The sequence below is a fragment of the Streptomyces zaehneri genome (genome assembly GCF_032248645.1).
In the GTDB taxonomy this organism is placed as follows: Bacteria; Actinomycetota; Actinomycetes; order Streptomycetales; family Streptomycetaceae; genus Streptomyces; species Streptomyces coriariae.
In genome coordinates this window covers 176,377-202,464 of the sequence record NZ_JASTTJ010000006.1, presented here as the reverse complement: position 1 = coordinate 202,464, position 26,088 = coordinate 176,377, and the positions used below count along the sequence as shown (strand labels likewise).

Below are 26,088 nucleotides of genomic sequence, written 5' to 3'. Positions count from 1 at the left end.
GGCGATGCTGAACGGAACACTGCGTGTCACGCGATTCCACCTCACGCTCTACCGCAGGACCTGGCGTGCCGGCATCTTCACCGGCTTCCTCATGCCGCTGCTGTACCTGGGCGTCGTCGGGATCGGAGCGGGCGGCTATGTGGAACAGGAGGTCGAGGGCCTCACCTTCGTCCGGTTCCTGGCGCCCGGTCTCCTGGCCGTCGTCGCCTTCCAGACGGCCGCGGAGGAGACGGGCTTCCCCCTCTACGCCGCGATCCGGCTGACCAACCGCTATCAGCGGATGCTCACGGCTCCTCTCAGCCTGGGTCAGGTACTGGCGGGCCACCTGCTCTTCATCACCATCCGGGCGGCCGTGTCGGCCGTGGTCTTCTGCGCGGTGGCCGCACTGCTCGGTGTGTTCGACAGCTGGCTGTGCCTGCTGCTGGTGCCGGTGGCCATGCTGCTGGCGCTGTCGGCGGCGGCCCCCCTCTTCGCCTTCACCGGCCGGCTCACCAGTTCGGCCAACCTCATGACCGTGTCCCGGCTGGTGGTACTGCCGCTGTCGATGTTCTCCGGGGTGTTCTTCCCGGTCGGGGACCTTCCGGCCGCCGTGCAGCCACTGATTCGGATCACTCCCCTGTGGCACGGAGTCGAGCTCTGCCGCGGCATCGCAGGCGAGTTCACGACCGGCTCCGGCCCGGCTCCGCCGTCCCTCGCCGGCCACTTGGCGGTCCTTGTGCTGTGGGCGGCGGCCGGCTTCGCCCTGACGCTGCTGGTGTTCCGACGCCACCTCGCCGACTGACCGCGTCCGTCCAGAACCGGAGGTTGCCGCCCATGCCCGGCTCCGCGACAGCGGGCGCGAAGTTCCACCGCTCCAGCACCTTCGTGTTGCGGGGGCTGATGCTGAACCGCCGCGCCTGGCCCAACTTCGTCTCCACGCTCCTGGAGCCGGTGATCCTGCTCCTCGCCCTCGGCATGGGAATGGGCCGGCTGATCGGCGAGGTCACCGTCGACGGCCGGATCATGAGCTACGAGCAGTTCGTCGCCCCGGCCATGCTGGCCACGGCAGCGGTCTCCGGCGTGGTCAACGAGACCACCTACTCCTTCTACGCCAAACTCACCCAGCGGCTCTACGAGGGCTATCTGGCCACTCCGCTGACGATCGGTGAGCTGGCCGCGGGCGAGACCGCCTGGGCGCTGCTGTGCGGAGGGATCTACTCGTCCGCGTTCCTGGTCTCCATGGCGGCCTTCGGCCTGGCGCCCTCGTGGTGGATTCTTCTGGCGCTGCCCGGTGCCGCGCTGATCAGCCTCGCCTTCGCTGCCGTCAGCATGGCCGCGACCACGTTCATGCGCCGGTGGGAGGACTTCGAGCAGGTCAGCATCTGGATGTTCCTGATGACCATGTGCTCGGGAACGGTCTTTCCGATCGAGGCCTACCCGGGCTGGGGACAGGCGATCGTGCGGCTCACCCCCCTCTACCAGGGAGTCGAACTGCTGCGGGACCTGTCCGCAGGGCGCCTCACCGCGGGGACGGCGGGCCACGTCTGCTATCTGCTGGCCATGTCCGTGGCCGGATTCACGCTCGCCCGGCGCCGGTTGAGCCGGCTGCTTGCCAACTGATCGCCTGTCAGGTCTGGACGGCGAAGAGAACAGGGGATGCGTCATGTTCGTGCTCGAGCGCTCCGGCCCCTTGCAGTCGGGGCTGTGCCAGGTGGAGTGGATGCACACCGTGTGCGAGGGGTGGGAGCCCTTCCCGGGTCCTCGCGTCGACGTGGAGCTTCCCGGCTCCGTCGGCGAGCGGGGGATCGAGGAGGCTGTCGGCCTCCTCGTCGCCCGTCACGAGGTCCTGCGCACCACCTTCGCCAGGGACGAACGCGGTCACGCGGTACAGCACGTGTGGCGCCCGGAGAGGGTACGGCTCCGGGCGCCGGACGACTCGCTGCGGGCACCGTTCCGCATCGAGAAGGAGTGGCCCCTCAGGGCCGCCGTCACACAACAGAGCGACGGGCGGCAGCAGTTGACGCTGGTGGCGGCCCATATCGCCGTCGACGCCTGGTCGATGGACATCCTCGAGCGGGATCTGCGGACGATCCTCGACGCGATCGCGCGCGGTGACCGGCCGGAGCTGCCTCCCGTGGTCCACCACCCCGTCGACCAGGCACGACTGGAACGATCGGAGCGCATGCGGGCTGTCCGGACGCGGAATCTGCGCTTCTGGGAAGAGGAGTTCCGGCGCATGCCGAGCGGGGTGTTCGCCGTCCCGGTGATCCCCGCGGACGTCGGCTACCACCACGTCGTCCGGGACTCGACGGCGCTCGGCCCCGCACTCACCCGCATCAGGCGGCGCCTGCCGGTGCCCTCCGTGTTCCTCGCGGCAGTGGCCCTGGCCGTGTCCGCGGTGTCCGGGCAGGACCGCGTCGCGCTCGCCACCTCGTGGTCGTCCCGGGCGAGCAAGCCCACGCGGCAGATGATGGGTTCCGTCATGAGGGACCTCGTGCTGGCCCTCGACGTACCCCGGGCCGGCCGGTTCCTGGATGTGGCGGGGTCGGCCGTGCAGGCCAGTCTGCGGGCCGCGAGACGAAGCGACTTCGACGTCCTGGAGCTGCTGGAGGCCGAGGCGCGGGCGGGGCGCCGCCGAGGGGCGCGCACCCATCCGGGAGTGTTCGTCAACTTCCACTACGGCACGCAGGCGGGGGGCGCGGACAGCGACGCCGACGCGCCGCCCGCCCTCTCCCCGCTGCTCGCCGGTGGCCACACGCAGTACACGCACATTCCGCCGGCGCCTTCCCGGGCCGAGCCGCACGTCCTGTACGTGTCGGCGGCTCCCGGTCCCGGGGGCCGTCCGCGGCTCTTCCTGTCCGCCAACGACGCCGTACTGACCGCGAACGGTGCCCGCGACCTGCTGCTGCTGATCGAACGCGTCCTGGTCCGGTTCGCCGACGATCCCGGTCTCGACTGCGCCCGGTTCCTGCCGAACCCCGGCTCCCGGGACGGCGGGTGGGTGACGATCGACGGGTCCTGGGCCGATCTCCGGCTGATCGAGCGGGCTCTGCGGGAACACCCGGGGGTCACCGGGGCCCGGGCCTTCGTCGATGACGGCGGTTCGCTGTGTGCCGCCGTCACCGTCACCGGTCCGGACACCGACGCCCTCGCGCTGCGCGGGTTCCTGCTCGCCAGGGTGGGGCCGCGGCACGCCCTGGTCGTACCGGACCGCTTCCTCGTCGACGGCGAACCCGCCGCGGACGGCTGCGGATCCGGGCGCCGCTGCGCCCGCCCGGCCACGGACCGGGAGAAGGCCCTGCACGATGCCGTGGTCCGGGCCAACGGCCTGGAGGAGGCGAGCATGCACGACGGGTACGTGGAGGCGGGCGGACGCCTGGCGGGCGTGCCCGAGGTGCTGGAACGGCTCGCCCGGCAGGGGCTCACCGGGCTGCGGTTCGACGACTTCCGGCTGCCCTGTGACCTTTCCGCGCTGGCGGCACGCCTGTCCTCGTAGAGCGCGTCACCGCCGGGCACACCGAGCGCCGCTGATCATCGCGACCGGGGCGCCTTCCGGTAGAGGGTCCCGTCCAGGACGAGGAAGTCCAGGTCCATGGAGCGGAACGCCGCGAGGGCGTCGGCTGCGCTGTTGACGATGGGCTCGCCCTTGTCGTTGAAGGACGTGTTGAGGAGTACCGGAGGCGCTCCGCGGTGGTGGAGGCGCGCCACCAGCCCCTCGACCACCGGGGCCGCACCGGGAGCCAGGACCTGCGGGCGGGTGGTGCCGTCGACGTGCACGACACCGGGAGCGACCCGCCGAGCCTCGTCGGTGACGCGGGCCGCGCCGAGCATGTAGCGGCTGAGGTGCTCCTGCCGTTCCCACAGTCTGCTGCCGTACTCGGGGGTGGTGACGCCGGCGAACGGGCGCCACTGCTCGCGGTGCTTGATCCGGTTGACCCGGGTGGACACCTCCACCGAGTCCGGCACCGCGAGGATGGAGCGGTGGCACAGGGCGCGCGGGCCGATCTCGGCCCTTCCCTGGGCGACCGCGCCCACCTGTCCGTCGAGCAGGAGGTCCGTGACCTGATCCGGGTCGAAGTCGGTCCGGAGCAGACCGGACACCTCCGTGTCCGTCACGCCGTGTGCCCGGACGTCCTCGCCCAGATAGGGACTCATCGCCTCGCCCGGCCGACTCGGGGGACACACCGTCCAGGCGGCGCCCAGTGCCACTCCGGCGTCGTGCGGGACGGGCGGGACGAACACGGCTCCCGGCAGTATGCCGTTGGCGCTGCAATTGAGTGCCACGCCTCCGGCCAGACAGAGTTCCGGCACGCCCGTCAGTTGTCGAGCCGTGGCGGCCAGGGACGTCACCGCGTCCTCGATCAGGCGCTGCGCGGTGTAGGCGACGAGCACGGCCGCCGGGTCCTCGGTCAGCCGGTGCGCCGGGACGCCGGGGCCGTCGGCCCCGGCGAGCTTGGCGTAGAGATCACGCCAGGAGGACACCGTGGCTCCGTAGTGGCGCCCGATCTCGTCGATCGTCGCGCTGTCGCGGCTCTCCGGCAGCGGGGGGACCGCCGGCCGGAGGTCACCGCCGTCGGTGTCGACCAGTGTCTCCACACAAAGCCCCAGCGCCCGTCCGTAGGCGGCCAGCCCCATGGTCTTGCCGGCGTTCAGGTGGTGGAAGCCGAGCCACTCCGAGGCGCCGTCGTACGCGTACCCCAGGGAGGCGGTGCGCGGCCAGTCGCGCTTGCGTTCTGGCTCGCGGCCGTAGGAGAACGACCAGATACTGGTCGACTCGTTCTCGCCGTTTCCGTCGACGACCAGTACGCCCGCCTCGGAGAACGGCGAGGCGTAGAAGGCGGACGCGGCATGCGCCCGGTGATGGGGGACGCGGACGATCTCGGGAAGCCGTCCGGGGAAGTCGAAGCCGGTGGCGTGCGTGGCCAGCTCGCGCTCGTCCGCGAAGAAGCCGGGGAACATCTGGTCGATGTTCCAGCCGATGGCGATCACGTCGACGTCGTCGATCGTGATTCCCGCCTGGTCGAGACAGAACCGCGCGGCCCCGACGGGTTTGTTGAAACCGTCACCGATCGCATGGCGGACTCTGTTGTGGCGCTCCTGCTCGGAGTAGGCGATGACGTTTCCGCCGCCGTCCACGATGCAGGCGGCCGCGTCGTGCCAGCCGGCGGGTGGGGCGTTCACACCAAGGATCCACATCTCGGTTCTCCCATGGCTCGTCGGAGGGGGACAGGGGGTTGCGGCTCGGGAACCGGAGCCGTTCGCTCATTCCCGGGCGAGCATCTGGCTCGGCGGTCGGAGCAGCGCGAGCGCGCGCAAGCTGCACGGCCGCAGGAAGTCACCGGCGACGAAGCCCTCCACGCCCTGCTGCCGCAATCGGGCGAGAACCACGGGGACGCGCCTCAGCAGGCCGCCGGCCTCCACGTAGCTGAGGGACATGTCCACGCCGTCAAGGTCGTTGGCCGCCTCCACCGACGCCCTGACGGCTCGTTCCACCGCGTTCTCCTCGGCCTCCCGGGCGATCCGCTCCCGGGCCCCGGCGCGCTCCGAGACGACGACGCGCTCGGGCACCAGCAGGGCACGCCGGAAGTCCAGGTGCGCCAGGAGGAACTCGCGGAGTTCGGCCGGCGTCGGGCCCCCGGGACGGGTGTCGACGTAGGCGACCGTCGTCCCGTCCGGCTCCACGCGGGCACTCGCGGTGGCCACCCCCTCATGGCTGCGCAGAATGTCCTCGGTGAGCCCGCGGTGGAACCACGATCCCCCGCGGGAGATCCAGCCCTCGCCGACGGACCGTGGCGTCAGACCGCTCGCTCGCCGTGCGTCGGCCGCCGAGAGGTCGCCGGCCGACGCGAGTTCCACGAGGATCGCCTCGACACCCCGGGCGATGCCGACGACCTCGGACTCGGCGAGGATCGCCTCGTTCGCCGCCAGGAAGATCTCGGGGCGGCCCCGCTCGCCCACGGACAGGGACATGTACAGGTTGAAGTCGTCGTAGTGTTCCTCGGGTCCCGTCTCCACCGTCACCGAACCGCCGCGGAGCAGCCCCCGCAGGTCGGCGGCGGCCGGTTCGGGCGCCGGACGGGACCACGCCGCGTCCGGGTCGGGCCCGAGGTTCACGAAGAGGGCGGATCGGCGCCATGTGCCGCGCTGACGGTTGATCAGGGAGTCGGCCTGCAGGAGGGCGTAGACATCGTATTGACTGTGCCGCGCGCACAGCCGCATCGCCTCGTGGGTCCTGTGCACGGCCTCTTCGAAGGAGGGGTCGTCCGAGAGGTCGATGTTCAGGATGATGTCCCGCATCACCGACGCGACGAGTCTCCTCGTACGCTCGGGCTCGCGTGCCGGCCAGGTGTACGACACAGGGACGACCGGCTGCCCGCAGACGGCGGCGAGGCAGACGGCCAGAGCCGTGAGGAATACCGGCGCAAGCGGCAGACGGTGCTTGCGGTGAATGACGTGGAGGGCCTCCCCGAGCGCCGGCGACAGCAGTCGCGCCCTCGTGTAGCGGACCCGCTCCGGTATGACGGCGGTGGGGAAGACACCCGCCGGGGCGGCGGAGATGACGCTCCGCCAGTGTTCGAGACACCTGCCGTCGTCGTCGGCCGCTTCCGCCAGGGCATGGTCGAGCGGCTGGCATTCGACGGGCGAAAGCGCCACGGGTCGGCCCGACGCCGCCGCCAGCAGGACCTCGGTGAGCTCTTCGCGAAGGACCTCCTGTCCCCGGTAGTCGATCGCGATGTGGGCGATGACCAGCAGGAGTTGCCGGCGCCCCCCGTCCCGCAGGATCACAGCGGCCCGCAGGGGCATCACGGTGAACACGTCGAACGGGGCATCGCAGAAGGCGTCCAGTCCCGCGGTCCGGGGGTGGTCGCCGGAGAGGTCGAACCGGCGCAGGGGGACGGGAGCCGGAGGCCGGACCAGCTGTGTCGGATCTCCCTTGGCGTCGGCGGGGAAGATCGTCCGCAGTACCTCGTGCCGCTCCACCATGAGGTCGACTGCCGCGCCGGCGTCCTCCAGGGGCAGACCGGCGGGCAGATCCAGCCACAGGCACTGACGGGGGTGACGTGCCCTTCCGTGCTTCCGGTAGTACAGCCACTCCTGCTGGGCTATGCCGTACTGGAGGGGGCCGTGCCGGACGGGGGTGTCAGTCATCGTGGTCTCCCTGCCTCGTCGCGCGGCCCGCGAGGACGGCGTGAGCGAGGTACGTGGGTTCGAGGCACCGTAAGGCGTTCGCCCGCCGCGGGGGCCACACGGGGCGACTGCCGACGGCGGCCCCGCGGCGGGCGGGGGCGGCCTGCGCCCGGCCGTCCCGCGGCGGATGTGTCCCAGGCCCACCGGTCGAGCCGCCGGACCGCTCGGGCGGGCGCCGCCGGTTCCCCGCGAGGGTCCGCGGCGCTCGGCACACCTCCGGCGCGGCTCCCCGGGGGAGGCCTCTCCCGCTCTTGCGCGGCCTCATCCCCGAACAGGCGAATGAGGCTGTCCCGGCGCGCTCGCGGGAGGGCGCACGATCGTCCACCGTCGCCCGGGACCCGCACGTCCGGACGGGACACTTCCTTGGACCATGGGCTCCACATCTCGGTGAGTTGTCACGGCCGTACAAGATCGAGCGCCATGTAGCCTGACACACTCACGAGGGGCCCACAAGCGCTTTCTACCGCAGGGCACGGACACCTCGGCGTGTGCGGCCGCCCGGCCGCGCACACGGCCCGGCCCGTCCGCGGCACTCCCCCACCCGCGCGCGGCGGGCCGTGAGCGGGACGCGATCGCGGCAGGCCGGCGCGAGCACATCCTCACGGAAATCTCAGGCCGCGCAGCACTCTTCCAAAGGGTCGCCCCATCTACGAGGCGCAGGATGCACGCGCAAAGATGGACAACTCAGGAAGGCGTGCCGTGGGCGTCTCGCACATATCGAACCGGTCCGAACAGCAGCCGGAGGGCTGGTCCCGGCGCGGGATCCTGACCGTGCTCGGGGCCGTCCCGGCCGTCGCGCTGACCGGATGCAGCTCCGGATCGGCGGACGCCTCGGAGAACACGACCGGGTCCGGGACGTCGGGCTCCGCGTCCACGAAGGCCTCGCCGGCCGTCAAGCAGCCGGTGATCTCGGTGACCCCCGCCGACGGCACCAAGAAGGCGGCCTTCACCCGCCCCGTCGAGGTCACCGTGACCGACGGCACCCTCGCCTCCGTGACGGTGGCGGGCAACGACGGCTCGACGCTCGAGGGCTCGCTCGACGAGGCGGGGACGACGTGGACGTCCACGGCCCACCCGTACTCGGGAACGAAGTACACGGTCACCGCGCAGGCGGAGGGCGCCGCCGCGCAGACCGCCACCTTCACCACCAAGTCCCCGGGCGAGACCTTCGTCGGCTACTTCACCCCCGAGGCGAACTCCACCTCCGGCGTGGGCATGCCGGTCTCGGTCAACTTCTCGCACGCCGTGTCCGACAAGGCGGCCGTGGAGAAGGCGATCACGGTGACAGCCGAGCCGGCCGTGGAGATCGTCGGGCACTGGTTCAGCGCCACCCGGCTGGACTTCCGGCCGAAGACGTACTGGGCGGCCGGGACGACGATCACCCTCGGTCTGCGGTTGAAGGACGTCGAGGGATCGAATGGCGTATACGGTATGCAGTCGAAGGACGTCACGTTCCACATCGGCCGCGCGCAGATCAGCACCGTGGACCTGTCCAGCAAGAAGATGACGGTCGTGCGGGACGGCGCGACCCTGGCCACCTACCCCGTCTCAGGCGGCGACTCCGACCACACCACCTGGTCCGGGATCATGGTGATCAGCGAGCGCTTCAAGCAGACCCGGATGGAGTCCTCCACGGTCGGCCTCGGCGACGAGTACGACATCTCCGACGTCCCGCACGCCCAGCGCCTGACCACCTCCGGCACCTTCGTCCACGGCAACTACTGGGCCTCGGCCTCGATATTCGGCAGCCGGAACACCAGCCACGGCTGCGTCGGCCTGCACGACGCCAAGGGCGCGAACGACAGCTCCGTCGCGGGCTACGAGTTCTACGCGAGTTCGATGCTCGGCGACGTGGTGATCGTCAAGAACTCGGGCGAGAAGACCGTCGACGCGGCCAACGGGCTCAACGGCTGGAACCTCTCCTGGGCGGACTGGACCGCGGGCAGCGCGCTTTAGCACGTTTGCGTGGTTCAACCCGTGAACTTCCTTGCCACGAAAGGACTTTCCTTGCTTTAAGTCTTGACGGCCTCCAGCGCGGAGAGCACATTGGGCCCACTTTGAGAGCGCTCTCAACCACTCTCGAAGTCACCCGCGCCCATCACTTCCGTACCCGAGAGGCACCCCCCATGAGTGCAACCTCCGGCATACCCGGACGGCGACGCGCACTCGTCGCCGTGCTCAGCACCCTCGGCCTGGCGGCCGCCGCCGCGGCGGCCGTCACCCTGCCCGCGAACGCCTCCGCGCCCACGCCCCCGTCCGGCTGGACGCAGGTCTTCCTCGACGACTTCACCGGCGCCGCGGGCACCGGGGTGAACACCTCCAACTGGCAGTACAGCACCGGGACCTCGTATCCGGGCGGGCCTGCCAACTGGGGCACCGGCGAGGTCGAGACGATGACCAACAGCACCAACAACGTCTCGCTCGACGGCAACGGCAACCTGCGCATCACCCCGCTGCGCGACTCCGCGGGCCGCTGGACCTCGGGCCGCATCGAGACCAACCGCACCGACTTCCAGCCCCCGTCCGGCGGCAAGCTGCGGGTGGAGGCCCGCATCCAGATGCCGAACGTGACCGGCACCGCCGCCGAGGGCTACTGGCCCGCCTTCTGGGCGCTCGGCGCGCCCTACCGCGGCAACTACCAGAACTGGCCGGGCGTCGGCGAGCTGGACATCATGGAGAACGTCCAGGGCCTGAACAAGGTCTGGTCCACGATGCACTGCGGCACCAACCCGGGCGGCCCGTGCAACGAGACCACCGGCATCGGCAACTCCGTCGCGTGTCCGAACACCACCTGCCAGTCCGGCTTCCACACCTACAGCATGGAGTGGGACCGCTCGGTGAGCCCCGAGGCGATCCGGTTCTACGTCGACGGCGTCAACTACCACACCGTCACGGCGAACCAGGTCGACGCCACGACGTGGACCAACGCCACGAACCACGGCTACTTCGTGATCCTGAACGTCGCGATGGGCGGCGGCTTCCCGGACGCCTTCGGCGGCGGTCTGGACGCCGACACCCAGCCGGGTCACCCGATGGTGGTGGACTACGTGCAGGTGCTCCAGGCCGCGGGTGGTGGGAGCGGTACCACACCCCCGCCGTCCGGCAGCCGCGACGCCTACGGCACGATCCAGGCCGAGTCGTACGACAGCCACTCCGGCACGGTCACCGAGACGACCACGGACACCGGGGGCGGCCAGGACATCGGCTCCCTCGCGAACGGCGACTACGCGCTCTACAAGGGCGTCACCTTCGGTTCCTCGGCGGCGACCCAGTTCAGCGCCCGGGTCGCCAGCGGTGCGGCCGGCGGGGTCAGCGGACTGGTCGAGGTGCGTCTCGACAGCCGTACCGCCGCACCCGTCGGCAGCTTCGCGGTGGCCAACACCGGCGGCTGGCAGTCGTGGCGGACGATCCCGGCGAACATCAGCGCCGTCACCGGCACCCACGACGTCTATCTGACCTTCACCAGCGGCCAGCCGGCGGACTTCGTGAACGTCAACTGGTTGACCTTCGGCCACTGAGCGAAGGCCGCGCGGCGCCGCGCGGTCGGCCCGTCCCAGGTCCGGAACCCCCGGCAGGCACACACCCCGGTCGCCTCAGCGCAGTTCCGCGCGAAAGGCCACCGGGGTGTTTCCCGTGTGCAGTTGGAAGAACTTGGAGAAGTTCGCCGGGTCGGGGAAGCCCACCGCCGCACCGACCCGGCCGATCGGCAGGTCCGTGTGGGCCAGGAGCCGCTTCGCCTCCAGGACGACCCGCTTGTCGATGAAACCCTTCGGCGTCTCGCCGGTGGCGGCGCGGACCGCTCGCACGAGGGTACGGCGGGAGTATCCGAGCGCGTCGGCGTAGGCGCTGACGCTGTGATTGGTGGCGAAGTCCCGCTCCACGGCGTCCCGGAACAGGGTGAACGTGGTGTCGGCTTGGCTCCGCGCCGCCTCCGCGCTGCTCGCCGCGAGGTGCGCCAGCCGCAGCAGGAACGCGGTGAGGGAGTGCCGCAGCACCGCCGTGTGCAGGCTCAGCGGCAGCGTGCCGTCGGCGCCGCCGTCGTCGTACTCCCCGCGCAGGTACGTCAGCGCCGCGCGCAGGCCCGCGAGCTGGCCCTCGTCCGGGTGCAGCAGCGGCGGCAGATCGTAGCGGTACAGGCCGGCGGCCTCGACGGTGGCACGCGGCAGGAAACCGGGCTGCATGGTCAGCACCGTTCCGCGGTACCCGCTCGACCTCGAGAAGCGGTGGACCTGGCCCGGGCGGATCCACAGCACGTCGCCGGCCGTCGCCTCGTGCTCGGCGAAGTCGATCATGTGGCGGACCGGACCGTCGTCGAAGAGCATCACCACATGGAAGTCGATGCGGTGCACACGGTCCAGCGGCGCGTCGGTGTGCCAGGTGCGACCGGTGCCCATGGGGCCCACCTGCATGCCGACGCCACCGACGCTGAGTTCGACGGGAAAGGGAAAGGTTCTGATGCCCTCACCGGCGCCGCCTTGGGTACGTGTGTCCACCATGTCCATCTCGTGCCGCCCAGTTGCCGACCCGTTGCGCTCATGTGTCGCCGACGGGTGTCCCACTTTCACCACAGGCTGACACAGGGAGACCTTCCTTCGTAAAAGTCAGACTTTTAGTTTTGAACGCAACCGAGCAGATGACTCGCTCCTATCGAGGATTTCTTGAAGATGAGCACGCAGATACCGAACAACTTCGAGTGGACCGAACTTGACCGGCGTGCCGTCGACACCGCACGCCTTCTGGCAGCGGATGCCGTGCAGCAGGTGGGCAACGGACACCCCGGAACGGCCATGAGCCTGGCTCCCGTCGCGTACACGATCTTTCAGAAGGTGATGCGACACGACCCGGCGGACCCCGAGTGGACGGGCCGTGACCGCTTCGTCCTGTCCCCCGGCCACACCTCGCTGACCCTCTACACCCAGCTCTTCCTCTCCGGCTACGAGCTGGAGCTGGCGGACCTCAAGAGCTTCCGTACGCACGGCTCGAAGACGCCCGGCCATCCCGAGTACGGTCACACCGCCGGTGTCGAGACCACCACCGGGCCGCTCGGCCAGGGCGTCGCCAACGCCGTCGGCATGGCCATGGCGGCCCGTTACGAGCGCGGCCTGTTCGACCCCGACGCCCCGCAGGGCGAGTCGCCGTTCGACCACACCGTCTGGGGCATCGTCTCGGACGGCGACCTGGAGGAGGGCGTCTCCGCCGAGGCCTCCTCGCTCGCCGGCCACCAGAAGCTCGGCAACCTCGTCTTCGTCTACGACGACAACCACATCTCCATCGAGGGCGACACCGCCACCGCCTTCTCCGAGGACGTGCTGAAGCGGTACGAGGCCTACGGCTGGCACACGCAAGCCGTGGAGCCGACCGAGGACGGCGACGTCGACGTGCCCGCCCTGTACGCGGCCCTGAGGACGGCCCAGGCCGAGACCGGGCGCCCCTCGATCATCTCGCTGCGCACGATCATCGCCTGGCCCGCGCCGAACGCCCGGAACACCGAGGCCTCCCACGGCTCGGCCCTCGGCGCGCAGGAGATCGCCGCCACCAAGCGCCTCCTCGGATTCGACCCGGAACGCAGCTTCGAGGTCTCCGACGAGGTCCTCGCGCACACCCGGGCCGCGCTCGACCGGGGCGCCGAGGCCCACGCGGCCTGGGACAAGCAGCTGGAGAAGTGGCGCGGCGCCGACCCCGGGCGCGCCCAGCTGTTCGACCGGGTCCTCGCCGGTCAGCTGCCCGAGGGCTGGCAGGACGCGCTGCCGGTGTTCGAGCCCGGCAAGCAGGTCGCCACCCGCGCCGCCTCCGGCAAGGTGCTCCAGTCGCTCGGGGCGGTCCTGCCCGAACTGTGGGGCGGCTCCGCCGACCTGGCCGGTTCCAACAACACCACCATCGACAAGAGGTCGTCGTTCCTCCCCGAGGGCAACCCGCTGCCGGAGGCGAGCCCGTACGGCCGCACCGTCCACTTCGGCATCCGTGAGTTCTCGATGGCCGCGGAGATGAACGGCATCGCGCTGCACGGCAACACCCGCGTCTACGGCGGCACCTTCCTGGTGTTCTCGGACTACATGCGCAACGCCGTCCGGATGTCGGCGCTGATGCAGCTGCCGGTGACCTACGTGTGGACGCACGACTCCGTCGGCCTCGGCGAGGACGGCCCGACCCACCAGCCGGTGGAGCACCTGGCCTCGCTGCGTGCCATCCCGGGCCTGAACGTCGTCCGCCCGGCCGACGCCAACGAGACGGCGATCGCCTGGGCCGAGATCCTGAAGCGGCACGCCACCAGGCCGGCCCCGCACGGTCTGGCGCTGACCCGTCAGGGCGTGCCGACGTACGCGCCGAACCCGGACGCGGCGAAGGGCGGTTACGTCCTGGTGGAGTCCTCGACCGCGACCCCCGAGGTCGTCCTCGTCGCCACCGGCTCCGAGGTGCAGCTGGCCGTCGCCGCGCGCGAGACGCTGGAGGCCGAGGGCATCGGCGTCCGGGTGGTGTCGATGCCGTCCGTGGAGTGGTTCGAGGAGCAGCCGCGTGAGTACCGCGACGGCGTCCTGCCGCCGTCGGTGAAGGCCCGCGTCGCCGTCGAGGCGGGCATCGGTCTCACCTGGCACCGCTTCGTGGGGGACGCCGGACGCATCGTCTCCCTCGAGCACTTCGGCGCCTCCGCCGACGCACAGACCCTGTTCGCCGCCTACGGCTTCACCGCCGAGAACGTCGCCGCCGCGGCCAGGGAATCCCTTGCCGCAGCGCGTGGTTGATCCGACTGCCGGAAAGAAGATGATCGAAGTGACCGAAGCAACCGCGACCGCGGGAGCGCTGGACCGCCTGTCGGACGAGGGCGTCTCCATCTGGCTGGACGACCTGTCGCGCAAGCGGATCGCCTCCGGCAACCTCGCCGAACTCGTCGAGACGAAGAACGTCGTCGGCGTCACCACCAACCCGTCCATCTTCCAGGCCGCGATCGGCTCCGGCGAGGGGTACGAGGAGCAGCTCGCCGACCTCGCGGTGCGGGGCGTCACGGTCGACGAGGCCGTACGGATGATGACGACGGCCGACGTGCGGTCCGCAGCCGATATCCTGCATTCTGTATACACGGCGACGGGTGGCCGTGACGGCCGGGTCTCCATCGAGGTCGACCCCCGTCTGGCCCATCACACCGCCGCCACCGTCGCCGAGGCCAAGCAGCTCGCCTGGCTCGTCGACCGCCCCAACGTCATGATCAAGATCCCGGCGACCCGGGCCGGTCTCCCGGCGATCACCGAGGTCATCGGCCTCGGCATCAGCGTCAACGTCACGCTGATCTTCTCGCTGGAGCGCTACCGCGAGGTCATCGACGCCTATCTGGCGGGCCTGGAGAAGGCCGCCGCCAGGGGCCTGGACCTGTCCACGATCCACTCGGTGGCCTCCTTCTTCGTCTCCCGCGTCGACGCCGAGATCGACAAGCGGCTGACCGTGCTCGGCACCGACGCGGCCCTCGCGCTGAGGGGAAGGGCGGCCCTCGCCAACGCGCGGCTGGCCTACGCGGCGTACGAGGAGGTCTTCGCGGGCGACCGCTGGGCCGCGCTCACCGGCGCCGGGGCGAACAGGCAGCGTCCGCTGTGGGCATCCACCGGTGTGAAGGATCCTGCATACAAGGACACGCTGTATGTGGACGATCTGGTGGCACCGGGCACGGTCAACACCATGCCCGAGGCCACGCTGAACGCCACCGCCGACCACGGCGACATCACCGGGGACACGGTCACCGGCGGCTACGCCCAGGCGCGTGCCGACCTCGCCGCCGTGGAGGCCCTCGGCATCTCCTACGACGAGGTCGTCACCCGGTTGGAGGAGGAGGGTGTCGCCAAGTTCGCGGTGGCGTGGCAGGACCTTCTGGACGCGGTCACGAAGTCGCTGATGAGCAAGGGAGTTGACGCGGAATGAGCACCAGCAGTCTCGACGCGGCCTGGGAGAACCCCCTGCGGGACGCCCGCGACCGGCGCCTGCCTCTCGTCGCGGGCCCCTCCGGCCTCGTCATCTTCGGCGTGACCGGCGACCTGTCCCGCAAGAAGCTGATGCCGGCGGTCTACGACCTCGCCAACCGCGGTCTGCTCCCGCCGGGCTTCTCGCTCGTCGGCTTCGCCCGCCGCGACTGGGAGGACCAGGACTTCGCGCAGGTCGTCCACGACGCGGTGCGCGAGCACTCCCGGACGCCGTTCCGCGAGGAGGTCTGGCAGCAGCTCGCCGAGGGCATGCGGTTCGTCCCCGGCGACTTCGACGACGACACGGCGTTCAAGCAGCTGCGGGACGCCGTCGAGGAGCTGGACTCCTCCCGCGGCACGGGCGGCAACTTCGCCTTCTATCTCTCCGTACCGCCGAAGTTCTTCCCCAAGGTGGTCGCGCAGCTCAAGAAGCACGGGCTGGCGAAGGGGCCGCAGGGGTCCTGGCGTCGGGCCGTCATCGAGAAGCCCTTCGGGCACGACCTCGCCAGCGCGCAGGAACTGAACGCGGTCGTGCACGACGTGTTCGAGCCGGACCAGGTCTTCCGCATCGACCACTACCTCGGCAAGGAGACCGTCCAGAACATCCTGGCGCTGCGCTTCGCCAACACCATGTTCGAGCCGATCTGGAACCGGTCGTACGTCGACCACGTGCAGATCACGATGGCCGAGGACATCGGCATCGGCGGCCGGGCCGGCTACTACGACGGCATCGGCGCCGCCCGTGACGTCATCCAGAACCACCTGCTCCAGCTGATGGCCCTGACGGCCATGGAGGAGCCCGCCGCCTTCGACGCGAACGCGCTGCTCACCGAGAAGCTCAAGGTGCTCAGGGCGGTGAAGCTGCCCGAGGAGCTGGGCAGGCACACCGTGCGGGGCCAGTACGCGGGCGCCTGGCAGGGCGGCGCGAAGGTGCTCGGCTACCTGGAGGAGGACGGCATCGACCCGTCCTCCACGACGGACACGTACGCCGCCGTGAAACTGAACGTCGACAACCGCCGCTGGGCGGGTGTGCCGTTCTACCTGCGGACCGGCAAGCGCCTCGGCCGCCGGGTCACCGAGATCGCGGTGGTCTTCCAGCGCGCTCCGCACTCCCCCTTCGACTCCACCGCGACCGAGGAGCTCGGCCAGAACGCCATCGTGATCCGAGTCCAGCCGGACGAGGGCATCACGGTCCGCTTCGGCTCCAAGGTGCCGGGCACCTCGATGGAGATCCGGGACGTCACGATGGACTTCGCGTACGGCGAGTCCTTCACCGAGTCCAGCCCGGAGGCGTACGAGCGGCTCATCCTGGACGTGCTGCTCGGCGACGCCAACCTGTTCCCGCGCCACCAGGAAGTGGAAGAGTCCTGGAAGATCCTCGACCCGATCGAGGAGTACTGGGCACGGCACGGCAAGCCCGCGCAGTACACCTCGGGAAGCTGGGGACCCGAGGAAGCCGACGAGATGCTCGCACGAGACGGACGGAGCTGGCGCAGGCCATGAAGATCGACCTGACCGACACCACGGCAAGCAAGATCAACAAGGCGTTGGTGCGGGGTCGCCGCGCCATCGGCACACCGGCCGTGGGCATGGTTCTGACGATGGTCATCGTCACGGACGAGGAGAACGCCTACGACTCGATCAAGGCGGCCGAGGAGGCCTCGCACGAGCACCCCTCGCGCACCCTGGTCGTCATCAAGCGGCACGCCCGCAGCCCGCGCGACCGCACCACCGCCCGTCTCGACGCCGAGGTGCGGGTGGGCGCCGACGCGGGCACCGGCGAGACGGTCATCCTGCGGACGTACGGCGAGGTGTCCGACCACGCCGACTCCGTCGTCCTGCCGCTGCTGCTGCCGGACGCGCCGGTGGTCGTGTGGTGGCCGGTGGACGCGCCGGTGAACCCCGCCAAGGACCCGCTGGGCGCCCTCGCGCAGCGCAGGATCACCGACATGTACGCCGTCGAGCGGCCGCTGACGGCCCTGGAGACGCGCGTGAAGTCGTACGCGCCCGGCGACACCGACCTCGCCTGGACCCGGCTCACCCCGTGGCGCTCGATGCTCGCGGCGGCCCTGGACCAGGCCCAGGCGCCGATCATCTCGGCGGCCGTCGAGAGCGAGGCCGACAACCCCAGCGCCGAGCTGCTCGCGCGCTGGCTGGAGGCCCGGCTGAACGTCGTGGTCGACCGGGTCGTCACCGCGGGCCCGGTCGTCACGGCCGTCCGGCTCGGCACCGAAAGGGGCGAGATCGTCATCGACCGCCCCGAGGGCCCGCTCGCCACGCTCACGCTGCCCGGCCAGCCCTCCCGCACCCTGGCGCTGAAGGTCCGCGCCACCTCCGAACTCATCGCCGAGGAGCTCAGGCGCCTCGACGCGGACGAGATGTACGCCGTCGCCCTGCGCGGCGAGGGCACCAAGGAGACCCCCTCCCATGTCTGACACCCCCCGGCTCGACCAGCGGCCCGAGTGGACCGCGCTGAAGGACCACCGTGCCCGGTGGCAGACCGACCTGCGGGAGCTGTTCGCGGCGGACCCCGAGCGCGCGGAGCGGTACGTGGTGCGCGTCGGCGACCTGCGCATCGACTTCTCCAAGAACCTGGTCACCGACGAGACGCTCGCCCTGCTGCGCGAACTCGCCGCCGCCACCGACGTGTTCGGGCTGCGCGACGCCATGTTCCGCGGCGACAGGATCAACATCACCGAGGACCGCGCGGTCCTGCACACCGCGCTGCGGGCCCCCACGGGCACCGTCGTCGAGGTCGACGGCGAGGACGTCGTCCCCCAGGTCCACGCCGTGCTCGGCAGGATGAGCGGCTTCGCCGACCGCGTGCGCTCCGGCGAGTGGACCGGCCACACGGGCCGCCGGATCCGCAATGTCGTCAACATCGGCATCGGCGGCTCCGACCTGGGTCCCGCGATGGCCTACGAGGCACTGCGGGCCTACACGGACCGCTCGCTGACCTTCCGGTTCGTCTCCAACGTCGACGGCGCCGATCTCCACGAGGCGGTCCACGACCTGGATCCCGCCGAGACGCTGTTCGTCGTCGCCTCCAAGACCTTCACCACGATCGAGACGATCACCAACGCCACCTCGGCCCGCACCTGGCTGCTGACCGGGCTGGGCGGCGAGGAGAAGGCGGTCGCGAAGCACTTCGTCGCGCTGTCCACGAACGCCGAGAAGGTCGCCGACTTCGGCATCGACACGGCCAACATGTTCGAGTTCTGGGACTGGGTCGGCGGACGCTACTCCTTCGACTCGGCGATCGGCCTGTCGCTGATGATCGCCATCGGCCCGGCGCGGTTCCGGGAGCTGCTCGACGGGTTCAGGATCGTCGACGACCACTTCCGCACCGCGCCCGCCGAGGCCAACGCCCCACTGATCCTCGGCCTGTTGGGCATCTGGTACGGCAACTTCTTCGACGCGCAGTCGCACGCCGTGCTCCCCTACAGCCACTACCTCTCGAAGTTCACCGCCTACCTCCAGCAGCTCGACATGGAGTCCAACGGCAAGTCGGTGGACCGCGAGGGCCGGCCCGTGCGGTGGCAGACCGGCCCGGTGGTGTGGGGCACTCCGGGCACCAACGGGCAGCACGCCTACTACCAGTTGATCCACCAGGGCACGAAGCTGATCCCGGCCGACCTGATCGGCTTCGCCCGTCCCCTCGACGAGCTGAGCGGCGAACTCAAGGCGCAGCACGATCTGTTGATGGCCAACCTGTTCGCGCAGGGGCAGGCCCTCGCCTTCGGCAAGACCGCCGAGGAGGTCCGGTCGGAGGGCGTGCCCGAGGAGCAGGTGGCGCACCGCACCTTCCAGGGCAACCACCCCACCACCACGATCCTCAGCCCCGAGCTGACCCCGTCGGTGCTCGGTCAGCTCATCGCCCTCTACGAGCACAAGGTGTTCGTGCAGGGCGCCGTGTGGGACATCGACTCCTTCGACCAGTGGGGCGTGGAGCTCGGCAAGGTGCTCGCCAAGCGCGTCGAACCCGCCCTCACCGAGGGCGCCGAGGTGCCCGGCCTCGATCCCTCCACCGCCGCTCTCGTCGCCGCCTACCGCGAACTCAGGAAGTAGTGAACTGACATGACATCGATGCAGCTGGGCCTGATCGGTCTCGGCAAGATGGGCGGCAACATGCGCGAGCGCATCCGCCGCGCCGGCCACACCGTCATCGGCTACGACCGCAACCCCGAGGTCTCCGACGTCAGCGGTCTCGCCGAACTCGTCGACAAGCTCGAAGCGCCGCGCACCGTCTGGGTGATGGTCCCGGCCGGCGAGGCCACCCAGTCCGTCATCGACGAGCTCGGCGGCCTGCTCCAGAGCGGCGACACGGTCGTCGACGGCGGCAACTCCCGCTGGACGGACGACGAGAAGCACGCCAAGGAGCTCGGCGCCAAGGGCATCGGCTTCGTCGACGCCGGTGTGTCCGGCGGCGTCTGGGGCCTGCAGAACGGCTACGCCCTGATGGTCGGCGGCGACGTCGCGCACGTCGCCAAGGTGCAGCCGATCTTCGACGCGCTCAAGCCGGAGGGCCCGTACGGCTACGTCCACGCGGGCAAGGTGGGCGCCGGGCACTTCTCGAAGATGGTCCACAACGGCATCGAGTACGCCATGATGCAGGCGTACGCCGAGGGCTGGGAGCTCCTCGAGAAGGTGGACTCCGTGGAGAACGTGCGCGAGGTCTTCCGGTCCTGGCAGGAGGGCACGGTCATCCGGTCCTGGCTGCTGGACCTGGCCGTCAACGCCCTCGACGAGGACGTGCACCTCGACAGGCTGCGCGGCTACGCGGAGGACTCCGGCGAGGGCCGCTGGACGGTCGAGGCCGCCATCGACAACGCCGTGCCGCTGCCCGCCATCACGGCGTCGCTGTTCGCGCGGTTCGCCTCCCGTCAGGAGGACTCGCCGCAGATGAAGATGATCGCGGCGCTGCGCAACCAGTTCGGCGGCCACGCCGTCGAGTCGGCGGAGAAGTAGGCCCGGCCGTGGGGGATCTGCTGCTGGTCCGCCACGGGGAGACCGAGTGGAGCGTGTCGGGACAGCACACCGGCTTCACCGACCTGCCCCTCACCGAACACGGTGAGGAACAGGCCAAGTCGCTCGCTCCGCTCCTCTCCGGCCGGACCTCCTGCCTCGCTCTGACCAGCCCGCTGCACCGCGCGGTCCGCACCGCCGAACTCGCGGGCGTCGCCGGGGCCGTACCCGAACCCGACCTGCACGAGTGGGACTACGGCGCCTACGAGGGCATCACCACCGTCGAGATACACCGCACCCGTCCCACCTGGGACCTGTGGACGGACGGCGTGCCGCCCGGCCCTGACGGCCATCCCGGCGAGTCGCCCGAGGAGATCGGCCGGCGCGCCGACCGGGTGCTGTCACGGGTGGACGCGGCACTCCAGAACCGCGGCGGTGACGCCGTGCTGGTCGCGCACGGACACTTCCTGCGCGTCCTGACCGCGCGTCGGCTGGGACTCCCGCCCGCCGAGGGACGGTTGTTCCAGCTGGCGACGGGCACGGTCAGCCGTCTGTCGACGGAGCACGGACGGCCCGTGATCGCCGAATGGAACCTCCGGCCATAGCCGGTTGACACCGCTCGGCAAGGCCCGCCAGAGTCGCGGCTGATGGAGATCAACGATCTGACACCGGCCGAACAGCGACTCTGGCGGGCCTTCGCCACGGGTCGGACCGTGGATTTCCGGACGCAGGGCGAGGAGAACGGTCCCGAACGCAGCGTACGGGCGGCCGTGTTGCGGGCGCTGCTCCTCAACGGCCCCCGCGAACCGGGGGAGATAGCCGCCCTCAAGGTGGCCGGGGCGCGCGTCACCGGTCTTCTCGACCTGCGGTACGCGGCCGTCGACAGCATGATCCGCCTGGTCCACTGCCGCTTCGACGAGGCCCCGCGGCTGGTGGGCGCCCAGCTCAACTACGTCAGCCTGCGCGACTGCGAGCTGCCCGGTCTGGACGCGTCGCACACCCGGATCGACGGGGGCCTGCGGCTGACCCGCTGCCGGGTCGGCGGCCAGGTACACCTCAGCAGGGCGCAGATCTCGGGTGCGTTGTACCTCGACGGGGCGGAGGTCACCGCGACGGACCCCACGGAGCCCGTCCTCCAGCTCAACCAGGTTCTCATCGACGACGACCTCTGCGCCCGCGGACTGCGCACCCGGGGGCTGATCCGGCTCGACGGCGCCTCCGTCACCGGCTCGATCGACCTGGAGGACGCCGAACTGGACAACCCCGGCGCGCATGTGCTGAACGCGGAGTCCCTCGACGTGGGGGCCAACCTGCTGGGCCGGCGGCTGCGCGCACACGGCCGGATCGATCTGCGCGGCTCCCGCATCCCCGGCCGGCTGGACCTGCTGCGTACCACGTTGTCCAACCCGGGCGGCACCGCGCTGCGGGCCAGCAGCTGCGTCATAGGGGAGCTGTGGCTGCGCGAGGGTCCTCCGATCGAGGGCCGGCTCAATCTGCGGCGCGCCGAGGTGGGCCAGCTCCAGCTGGAGCCGGAGATGCTGCCCGACCAGGTCCGGCTGCTGGATCTCACCTACACCTTCCTCACCCCGCACGAGCCCGCCGAGCGGCGGCTGCCGATGCTGGAGCGCGACGACGGCGCCTTCGACCCGCATGCCTACGAGCAGTTGACGGGCGCCTACCGCCGCATCGGCGACGACCGTGCGGCCCGGGTGGTGCAGCTGGCCAAGCAGCGCCGGCATCGCGGCACCCTGCCCTGGTACGGCCGGGCGTGGGGCCACCTCCAGGACGCGGCCGTCGGCTACGGGTTCCGCCCGCTGCGGGCCGCCGCCTGGCTGCTGTCCCTGCTGGCGGTCGGCTCGATCACGTACGCCGGGCACCACCCGCCCCCGCTCAAGGCGGGTGAGGCACCCGAATTCAACCCGGTCTTCTACACCCTCGACCTGCTGCTGCCCGTGATCTCCTTCGGCCAGGAGAGCGCGTTCGCGCCGGCCGGCTGGTACCAGTCGCTGTCCTACGTCCTCATCGTGACCGGCTGGATCCTGGCCACGACGGTCGTCGCCGGCGTGACCAGGACGGTCAGCCGGCAGTAGATCAGCGTGCGGCGTGCTGGGCGGCCAGCCGCACCGGCGCGTTGGCGGCGCCGTACCCCTGGTATCCGCCGTCGCGCTGGACCAGTTCGAAGAAGACCCGGCCGACGGTGTGCGTGTAGCAGTGCCGGAAGACGCCGTGCGCGTCACGGTCGTAGAGGATGCCGAGGTCGCGGTAGGTGTCCAGCTCGCCGTCGGCGAACTCGAAGCGGGCCGCGAGGTCGTCGTAGTAGTTCGCCGGGATGGACAGCAGGCGCCCGCCGGCCTCGGTGAACCGGCGGGCCGCGCCGACCACGTCGTCGGTGGCCAGCGCGATGTGCCGGGCGTGCGCGTTGTCGTCACCGGGGGCCGCGCCGACGGTGAGCGGGAAGCGGACGCTGCCGTCGGCGTTGGTGACGGCGCGGCTGCGCAACAGCCCGTAGGGGTCGGCGACGTCGACGCTCTCCTGGGCGTCGAGGCCGAGGACACCGCGGTGGAAGAGGACCGCCTCGTCGAAGTGGTGCCAGGGCTGGGTGAGCGCCACGTGGTCGATGCGGACGGCGTCCGAGGCGGCCGGGGCGTGCGGTACGTCCACGAAGTCGGCGCGCCAGTTGGGCAGTTCGGGCCGGTTCGTCGCGCAGAGGAAGAGTTCCGTGCCGTCGGGCGCGGCGACGGCGTCGAGCGGGGCGTCCTCGGGGGCGCGACGGCGGGGCAGGACGGGGGCGAGCAGCGCCTCGGCGCGGCGGGCGGCCGCCGCGGGGTCCGGTGACTCCAGGCCGAGCGCGGTCAGGGTGGTGCCGTCGTTGGGGGTCCCCCCGCGCGAGCGAAGCCGAAAGCGGGGGAGGACGGCCGGACCGGTGTTGACCAGGACCCGGGCCTCGCCCTGCTCCCACAGCTCGACGGGTTTGCCGCGGTGGCGGGCGGTGCGGGCGAAGCCGAGGCCGGTGAGGAGCGCGCCGACGGGTTCGGCGTCGTGGGTGACCAGTTCGGCGAAGGCGACCCCGGTGGGGGCGGCGGGCGCGGGCAGGGCCCGGACGCCGGCCTCCTCCTGGAGGATCAGCAGGGAGCGGCGGGCGTCCACTGCGGTCGGCCCCGCCTCGGCCTGCCGGAAGACGTCGTTGAAGACCTCGAGCGAGAGCGGCCCGTCGTAACCGGTGCGCAGGACGTGCTCCACCAGGCCCGCGACGTCGAAGCCGCCCTGCCCGGGGAAGCAGCGGTGGTGGCGGCTCCACTGCAGGACGTCCATGCCGAGCAGCGGGGCGTCGGCCAGCTGGAGGAAGAAGATCTTCTCGCCGGGGATGTCCTCGATGCCGTCGAGGTCCTTCGGACCGGAGCTCCGGGACAGGATGTGGAAGCTGTCCAGGCAGGTGCCGAGCGCGGGGTGGCCGGCCGCCTCGACGATGCGCCAGGCGTGGTCGTAGGTGCTGACGTGCCGTCCCCAGGCGAGCGCCTCATAGGCCACGCGGATGCCGAAGTCCTGCGCCAGGTCGGCCAGTTCGCTCAGCTGCCCGGCGGCGAGCGCGTCGTCGTCGGCCGCGAGCGGGGAGACGCTGGAGCAGACCAGGACGGTGTCCGCGCCGAGCCTGTCCATCAGCTCGAACTTGTGCCGGGCGCGGCGCAGGTTACGGGCGAACTCCTCGGCCGGCACCGCCTCGATGTCCCGCATCGGCTGGTAGAGATCGATGCTCAGGCCCAGGTCGGCGCAGCGGGCGCGGATCTCCTCCGGAGTGAGGGGACTCGCGAGCAGGTCGTTCTCGAAGATCTCGACGCCGTCGAAACCGGCCCGGGCGGCGGCCGTGAGCTTCTCGGTGAGGGATCCGCTGAGGGAGACGGTGGCTATCGACGTACGCACGGTCATGCTCCTTCGAGGGCTGGGTCGCGACCCGTCGGGGCGCGGGGCGGGACACTCCTGCGGCTCCGCCACGTGGGCGTCCCGTCGGGGCACGGGGCGGGACACTCCTGCGGCTCCGCCGCGTGGGCGCGGTCTGCCGCGAACGGCCCGCGGCGGTCATGGGGTGCGGTCCGGGGCCTTCGCACGCACTGGCCCGCGGCTGTCACTGGGCGTGCCCCGCGGCCTTCGCACGCACTGGCCCGCGGCTGTCACTGGGCGTGCCCCGCGGCCTTCGCACGCAATGGCCCACGGCCGTCACGGGGCGTGCCCCGCGGGCCTTCGCACGCAATGGCCTGCGGCCGTCATACGGCATGGCCCGCCGAGTGCTCCGCGCCACGGGCCATCTCCGCGAAGTCGTCCAGCATGCCGGCGCTGTCCGGCTCGCGGCCGGTGAACAGCCGGAAAGCGTCCACGGCCTGGAAGACGGCCATGCCGCCCCCGTCCAGAGTGGCGCAGCCGACCGCGCGCGCGGTGCGCAGCAGCTCGGTCTCCAGCGGACGGTAGACCACCTCGGCGACCCACAGGTCGGGGCGCAGCAGCCCGGCCGGGAAGGGCAGGCCGGGGTGGGCGGCCATGCCGGTGGGAGTGGCGTGCACGACACCGTCGGCCCGTGCGAGCAGATCGGCCAGCCGGTCGGGGCCCGCGGCCGCGGCCCGGCCGGGTCCGAAGTGCCGGTTGAGGGCACCGGCGAGATCCGCGGCCCGGTCGGCCAAGGCGTCCACGACGGTGACCTGGCCGGCGCCCAGCGTGAGGGTGGCGTGCGCGACGGCGGCGCCCGCCCCTCCGGCGCCCAGCTGCACCACCCGCTCCAGCGGCGCGTCGGGCAGACCACGCGCGAAAGAGGCGGCGAAACCGGTTACGTCGGTGTTGTGGCCGATGGCCCGGCCGTCCTCGAAGACCACGGTGTTGACCGCGCCGAGCGCCTCGGCCTGCGGGACGAGCGCGTCGAGGTGCGGGATGACCAGCTGCTTGCACGGGTGCGTGATGTTGAGCCCGTCGAAGCCGAGGTCACGGGCGGCGCGCACCAGGTCGCCCACCGCCTCGGGCCCCAGCCCCAGCACGTCGATGTCGATGAGCCGGTAGAGATAGCGCAGACCCTGCCGGTCGGCCTCCCGCTCGTGCAGCGCCGGGCTGAGGGACGGACCGATGCCGGAGCCGATCAGTCCGACGAGATACGAGTCCTTGAAGACGACGGCCACGGCGGACCTCCTGATCGGCTGGCTAATGTACGAACTGGTGAGTTAGTCATAACACCAAGGCGGACTCCGGGGGAAGCCCTCTCACGTCACGGGACGGGGGCGGGCTTCTAGAATCTCGTCACTGCACCCACGCCGCCCGAAGGAACCTGGATGACCAGCGTCGACGAACCGGCACGACCCCACGGCAACGGGCGCCTGCGCGACGCCGCCCGGACCCGGGCCGAGATCCTCGACGTGGCGACGCTGGAATTCGCCCGGGTCGGCTACGCAGGGGCCCGGGTCGACGACATCGCGGCCCGCACCAGCACCACCAAGCGGATGATCTACTACTACTTCGGCGGCAAGGAGCAGCTCTTCACCGCCGTCCTGGAGCGGGCGTACGGCGTGATCCGCGAGGCCGAGCAGCAACTCGACGTCGAGCATCTCGACCCGGTCGCCGCCATCCGCCGGCTGGCGGAGCTGACCTTCGACCACCACGAGCAGCACCCCGACTTCATCCGCCTGGTGAGCATCGAGAACATCCACGAGGCCGAGCACATCGCCGCCTCCGAGAAGCTCGGGCGTATCGGCTCCCCCGCGCTCGACGTGATCGGCCGCATCCTGGCCTCCGGGCGGGAGTCCGGCCTGTTCACGGCCGACGTGGACGCCGTGGACCTGCACGCGATGATCAGCTCCTTCTGCTTCTTCCGGGTGGCCAACCGGCACACGTTCGGCGCCCTGTTCGGCCGCGACCTGGTGGACCCGGCCCAGCGGGAGCACTACCGGGCCATGCTCGGCGACATGGTGATCGCCTACCTGACGGCGGAGCGCGCGGCGGACTGACCTGGGGAGCGACCCGGCGGGCCGACCGGCACACC

Annotated in this window: 19 protein-coding genes; 14 read left to right on the top strand and 5 right to left on the bottom strand. The window is 71.1% G+C overall.

Translation table 11 applies throughout. From position 1 onward, the window contains the following. The first annotated feature begins 4 nt into the window (after positions 1 to 4). From QQM72_RS12735 to QQM72_RS12725, 3 genes are read left to right on the top strand one after another with little or no spacing between them, the layout of a single operon-like run. Positions 5 to 781 carry an ABC transporter permease gene (locus QQM72_RS12735; RefSeq protein ID WP_314220954.1) on the top strand — a complete coding sequence of 259 codons (777 nt, stop codon included), beginning with the start codon at positions 5 to 7 and terminating at the stop codon, positions 779 to 781. 32 nt (positions 782 to 813) lie between these two features. Next, entirely contained in the window at positions 814 to 1,599 is a 786-nt protein-coding gene (locus QQM72_RS12730; RefSeq protein ID WP_314220953.1) for an ABC transporter permease, read from the top strand. 43 nt (positions 1,600 to 1,642) lie between these two features. After that, the gene (locus tag QQM72_RS12725) at positions 1,643 to 3,475 is read left to right on the top strand and encodes a condensation domain-containing protein (RefSeq protein WP_314220952.1); all 1,833 of its coding nucleotides are present in this window, start codon (positions 1,643 to 1,645) and stop codon (positions 3,473 to 3,475) included. A 35-nt stretch (positions 3,476 to 3,510) separates the two neighbouring features. On the opposite strand, the gene QQM72_RS12720 is transcribed toward QQM72_RS12725, so the two are convergent. Continuing rightward, entirely contained in the window at positions 3,511 to 5,160 is a 1,650-nt protein-coding gene (locus tag QQM72_RS12720) for a carbamoyltransferase C-terminal domain-containing protein (RefSeq protein ID WP_314220951.1), read from the bottom strand. Between the two features lie 81 nt (positions 5,161 to 5,241). Further along, the gene (locus tag QQM72_RS12715) at positions 5,242 to 7,128 is read right to left on the bottom strand and encodes a condensation domain-containing protein (RefSeq protein ID WP_314220950.1); all 1,887 of its coding nucleotides are present in this window, start codon (positions 7,126 to 7,128) and stop codon (positions 5,242 to 5,244) included. A 738-nt stretch (positions 7,129 to 7,866) separates the two neighbouring features. Here QQM72_RS12715 and QQM72_RS12710 point away from each other — a divergent pair. Both QQM72_RS12710 and QQM72_RS12705 read left to right on the top strand, forming a co-directional pair. Further along, positions 7,867 to 9,123 (top strand): L,D-transpeptidase, encoded by a 1,257-nt coding sequence (locus QQM72_RS12710; RefSeq protein ID WP_314221089.1) that lies wholly within the window; start codon positions 7,867 to 7,869, stop codon positions 9,121 to 9,123. A gap of 170 nt (positions 9,124 to 9,293) precedes the next feature. Then, positions 9,294 to 10,685 carry a glycoside hydrolase family 16 protein gene (locus QQM72_RS12705; RefSeq protein WP_314220949.1) on the top strand — a complete coding sequence of 464 codons (1,392 nt, stop codon included), beginning with the start codon at positions 9,294 to 9,296 and terminating at the stop codon, positions 10,683 to 10,685. A gap of 75 nt (positions 10,686 to 10,760) precedes the next feature. On the opposite strand, the gene QQM72_RS12700 is transcribed toward QQM72_RS12705, so the two are convergent. Beyond that, positions 10,761 to 11,663 carry a helix-turn-helix domain-containing protein gene (locus QQM72_RS12700; protein WP_314220948.1) on the bottom strand — a complete coding sequence of 301 codons (903 nt, stop codon included), beginning with the start codon at positions 11,661 to 11,663 and terminating at the stop codon, positions 10,761 to 10,763. A gap of 168 nt (positions 11,664 to 11,831) precedes the next feature. Between QQM72_RS12700 and tkt the strand changes: the two genes are divergently transcribed. The 8 genes from tkt to QQM72_RS12660 are packed head-to-tail and all read left to right on the top strand — an operon-like array spanning position 11,832 to position 22,165. Then, positions 11,832 to 13,907: a transketolase gene (gene tkt / locus QQM72_RS12695; protein ID WP_314220947.1), complete on the top strand. Its 2,076-nt coding sequence runs from the start codon at positions 11,832 to 11,834 to the stop codon at positions 13,905 to 13,907. 19 nt (positions 13,908 to 13,926) lie between these two features. Then, the gene (tal, locus tag QQM72_RS12690; protein ID WP_314220946.1) at positions 13,927 to 15,072 is read left to right on the top strand and encodes a transaldolase; all 1,146 of its coding nucleotides are present in this window, start codon (positions 13,927 to 13,929) and stop codon (positions 15,070 to 15,072) included. After that, the gene (zwf, locus tag QQM72_RS12685; protein WP_314220945.1) at positions 15,069 to 16,613 is read left to right on the top strand and encodes a glucose-6-phosphate dehydrogenase; all 1,545 of its coding nucleotides are present in this window, start codon (positions 15,069 to 15,071) and stop codon (positions 16,611 to 16,613) included. The genes tal and zwf overlap by 4 nt, the downstream gene beginning before the upstream one ends. After that, positions 16,610 to 17,545 carry a glucose-6-phosphate dehydrogenase assembly protein OpcA gene (gene opcA, locus QQM72_RS12680; protein ID WP_314220944.1) on the top strand — a complete coding sequence of 312 codons (936 nt, stop codon included), beginning with the start codon at positions 16,610 to 16,612 and terminating at the stop codon, positions 17,543 to 17,545. The genes zwf and opcA overlap by 4 nt, the downstream gene beginning before the upstream one ends. Next, positions 17,538 to 19,178: a glucose-6-phosphate isomerase gene (pgi, locus tag QQM72_RS12675; protein ID WP_314220943.1), complete on the top strand. Its 1,641-nt coding sequence runs from the start codon at positions 17,538 to 17,540 to the stop codon at positions 19,176 to 19,178. Before opcA ends, pgi begins: the two co-directional genes overlap by 8 nt. Positions 19,179 to 19,196: 18 nt before the next feature. Next, the gene (gnd, locus tag QQM72_RS12670) at positions 19,197 to 20,078 is read left to right on the top strand and encodes a phosphogluconate dehydrogenase (NAD(+)-dependent, decarboxylating) (RefSeq protein ID WP_054241690.1); all 882 of its coding nucleotides are present in this window, start codon (positions 19,197 to 19,199) and stop codon (positions 20,076 to 20,078) included. 8 nt (positions 20,079 to 20,086) lie between these two features. Continuing rightward, a complete protein-coding gene (locus tag QQM72_RS12665; protein ID WP_314220942.1) occupies positions 20,087 to 20,680 on the top strand; it encodes a histidine phosphatase family protein in 594 nt (197 codons plus the stop codon). Positions 20,681 to 20,722: 42 nt separating this feature from the next. Next, a complete protein-coding gene (locus tag QQM72_RS12660; protein ID WP_314220941.1) occupies positions 20,723 to 22,165 on the top strand; it encodes a membrane-associated oxidoreductase in 1,443 nt (480 codons plus the stop codon). Between the two features lies 1 nt (position 22,166). On the opposite strand, the gene QQM72_RS12655 is transcribed toward QQM72_RS12660, so the two are convergent. Beyond that, a complete protein-coding gene (locus QQM72_RS12655; RefSeq protein WP_314220940.1) occupies positions 22,167 to 23,993 on the bottom strand; it encodes a bifunctional sugar phosphate isomerase/epimerase/4-hydroxyphenylpyruvate dioxygenase family protein in 1,827 nt (608 codons plus the stop codon). Between the two features lie 341 nt (positions 23,994 to 24,334). Further along, a complete protein-coding gene (locus QQM72_RS12650; protein ID WP_314220939.1) occupies positions 24,335 to 25,231 on the bottom strand; it encodes a shikimate dehydrogenase in 897 nt (298 codons plus the stop codon). A 150-nt stretch (positions 25,232 to 25,381) separates the two neighbouring features. On the opposite strand from QQM72_RS12650, the gene QQM72_RS12645 reads away from it, so the two are divergent. Continuing rightward, positions 25,382 to 26,053, top strand: a complete 672-nt coding sequence (locus tag QQM72_RS12645) for a TetR/AcrR family transcriptional regulator (protein WP_314220938.1) — start codon at positions 25,382 to 25,384, stop codon at positions 26,051 to 26,053. Positions 26,054 to 26,088: the final 35 nt, after the last annotated feature.

Coding starts and splice junctions, on each gene's coding strand:
- tkt (WP_314220947.1), top strand. CDS start 11,832: ATGAGCACGCAGATACCGAACAACTTCGAGTGGACCGAACTTGACCGG.
- pgi (WP_314220943.1), top strand. CDS start 17,538: ATGTCTGACACCCCCCGGCTCGACCAGCGGCCCGAGTGGACCGCGCTG.
- QQM72_RS12715 (WP_314220950.1), bottom strand. CDS start 7,128: ATGACTGACACCCCCGTCCGGCACGGCCCCCTCCAGTACGGCATAGCC.
- QQM72_RS12725 (WP_314220952.1), top strand. CDS start 1,643: ATGTTCGTGCTCGAGCGCTCCGGCCCCTTGCAGTCGGGGCTGTGCCAG.
- QQM72_RS12645 (WP_314220938.1), top strand. CDS start 25,382: ATGACCAGCGTCGACGAACCGGCACGACCCCACGGCAACGGGCGCCTG.
- tal (WP_314220946.1), top strand. CDS start 13,927: ATGATCGAAGTGACCGAAGCAACCGCGACCGCGGGAGCGCTGGACCGC.
- opcA (WP_314220944.1), top strand. CDS start 16,610: ATGAAGATCGACCTGACCGACACCACGGCAAGCAAGATCAACAAGGCG.
- QQM72_RS12735 (WP_314220954.1), top strand. CDS start 5: ATGCTGAACGGAACACTGCGTGTCACGCGATTCCACCTCACGCTCTAC.
- QQM72_RS12700 (WP_314220948.1), bottom strand. CDS start 11,663: ATGGTGGACACACGTACCCAAGGCGGCGCCGGTGAGGGCATCAGAACC.
- QQM72_RS12705 (WP_314220949.1), top strand. CDS start 9,294: ATGAGTGCAACCTCCGGCATACCCGGACGGCGACGCGCACTCGTCGCC.
- gnd (WP_054241690.1), top strand. CDS start 19,197: ATGCAGCTGGGCCTGATCGGTCTCGGCAAGATGGGCGGCAACATGCGC.
- zwf (WP_314220945.1), top strand. CDS start 15,069: ATGAGCACCAGCAGTCTCGACGCGGCCTGGGAGAACCCCCTGCGGGAC.
- QQM72_RS12730 (WP_314220953.1), top strand. CDS start 814: ATGCCCGGCTCCGCGACAGCGGGCGCGAAGTTCCACCGCTCCAGCACC.
- QQM72_RS12660 (WP_314220941.1), top strand. CDS start 20,723: ATGGAGATCAACGATCTGACACCGGCCGAACAGCGACTCTGGCGGGCC.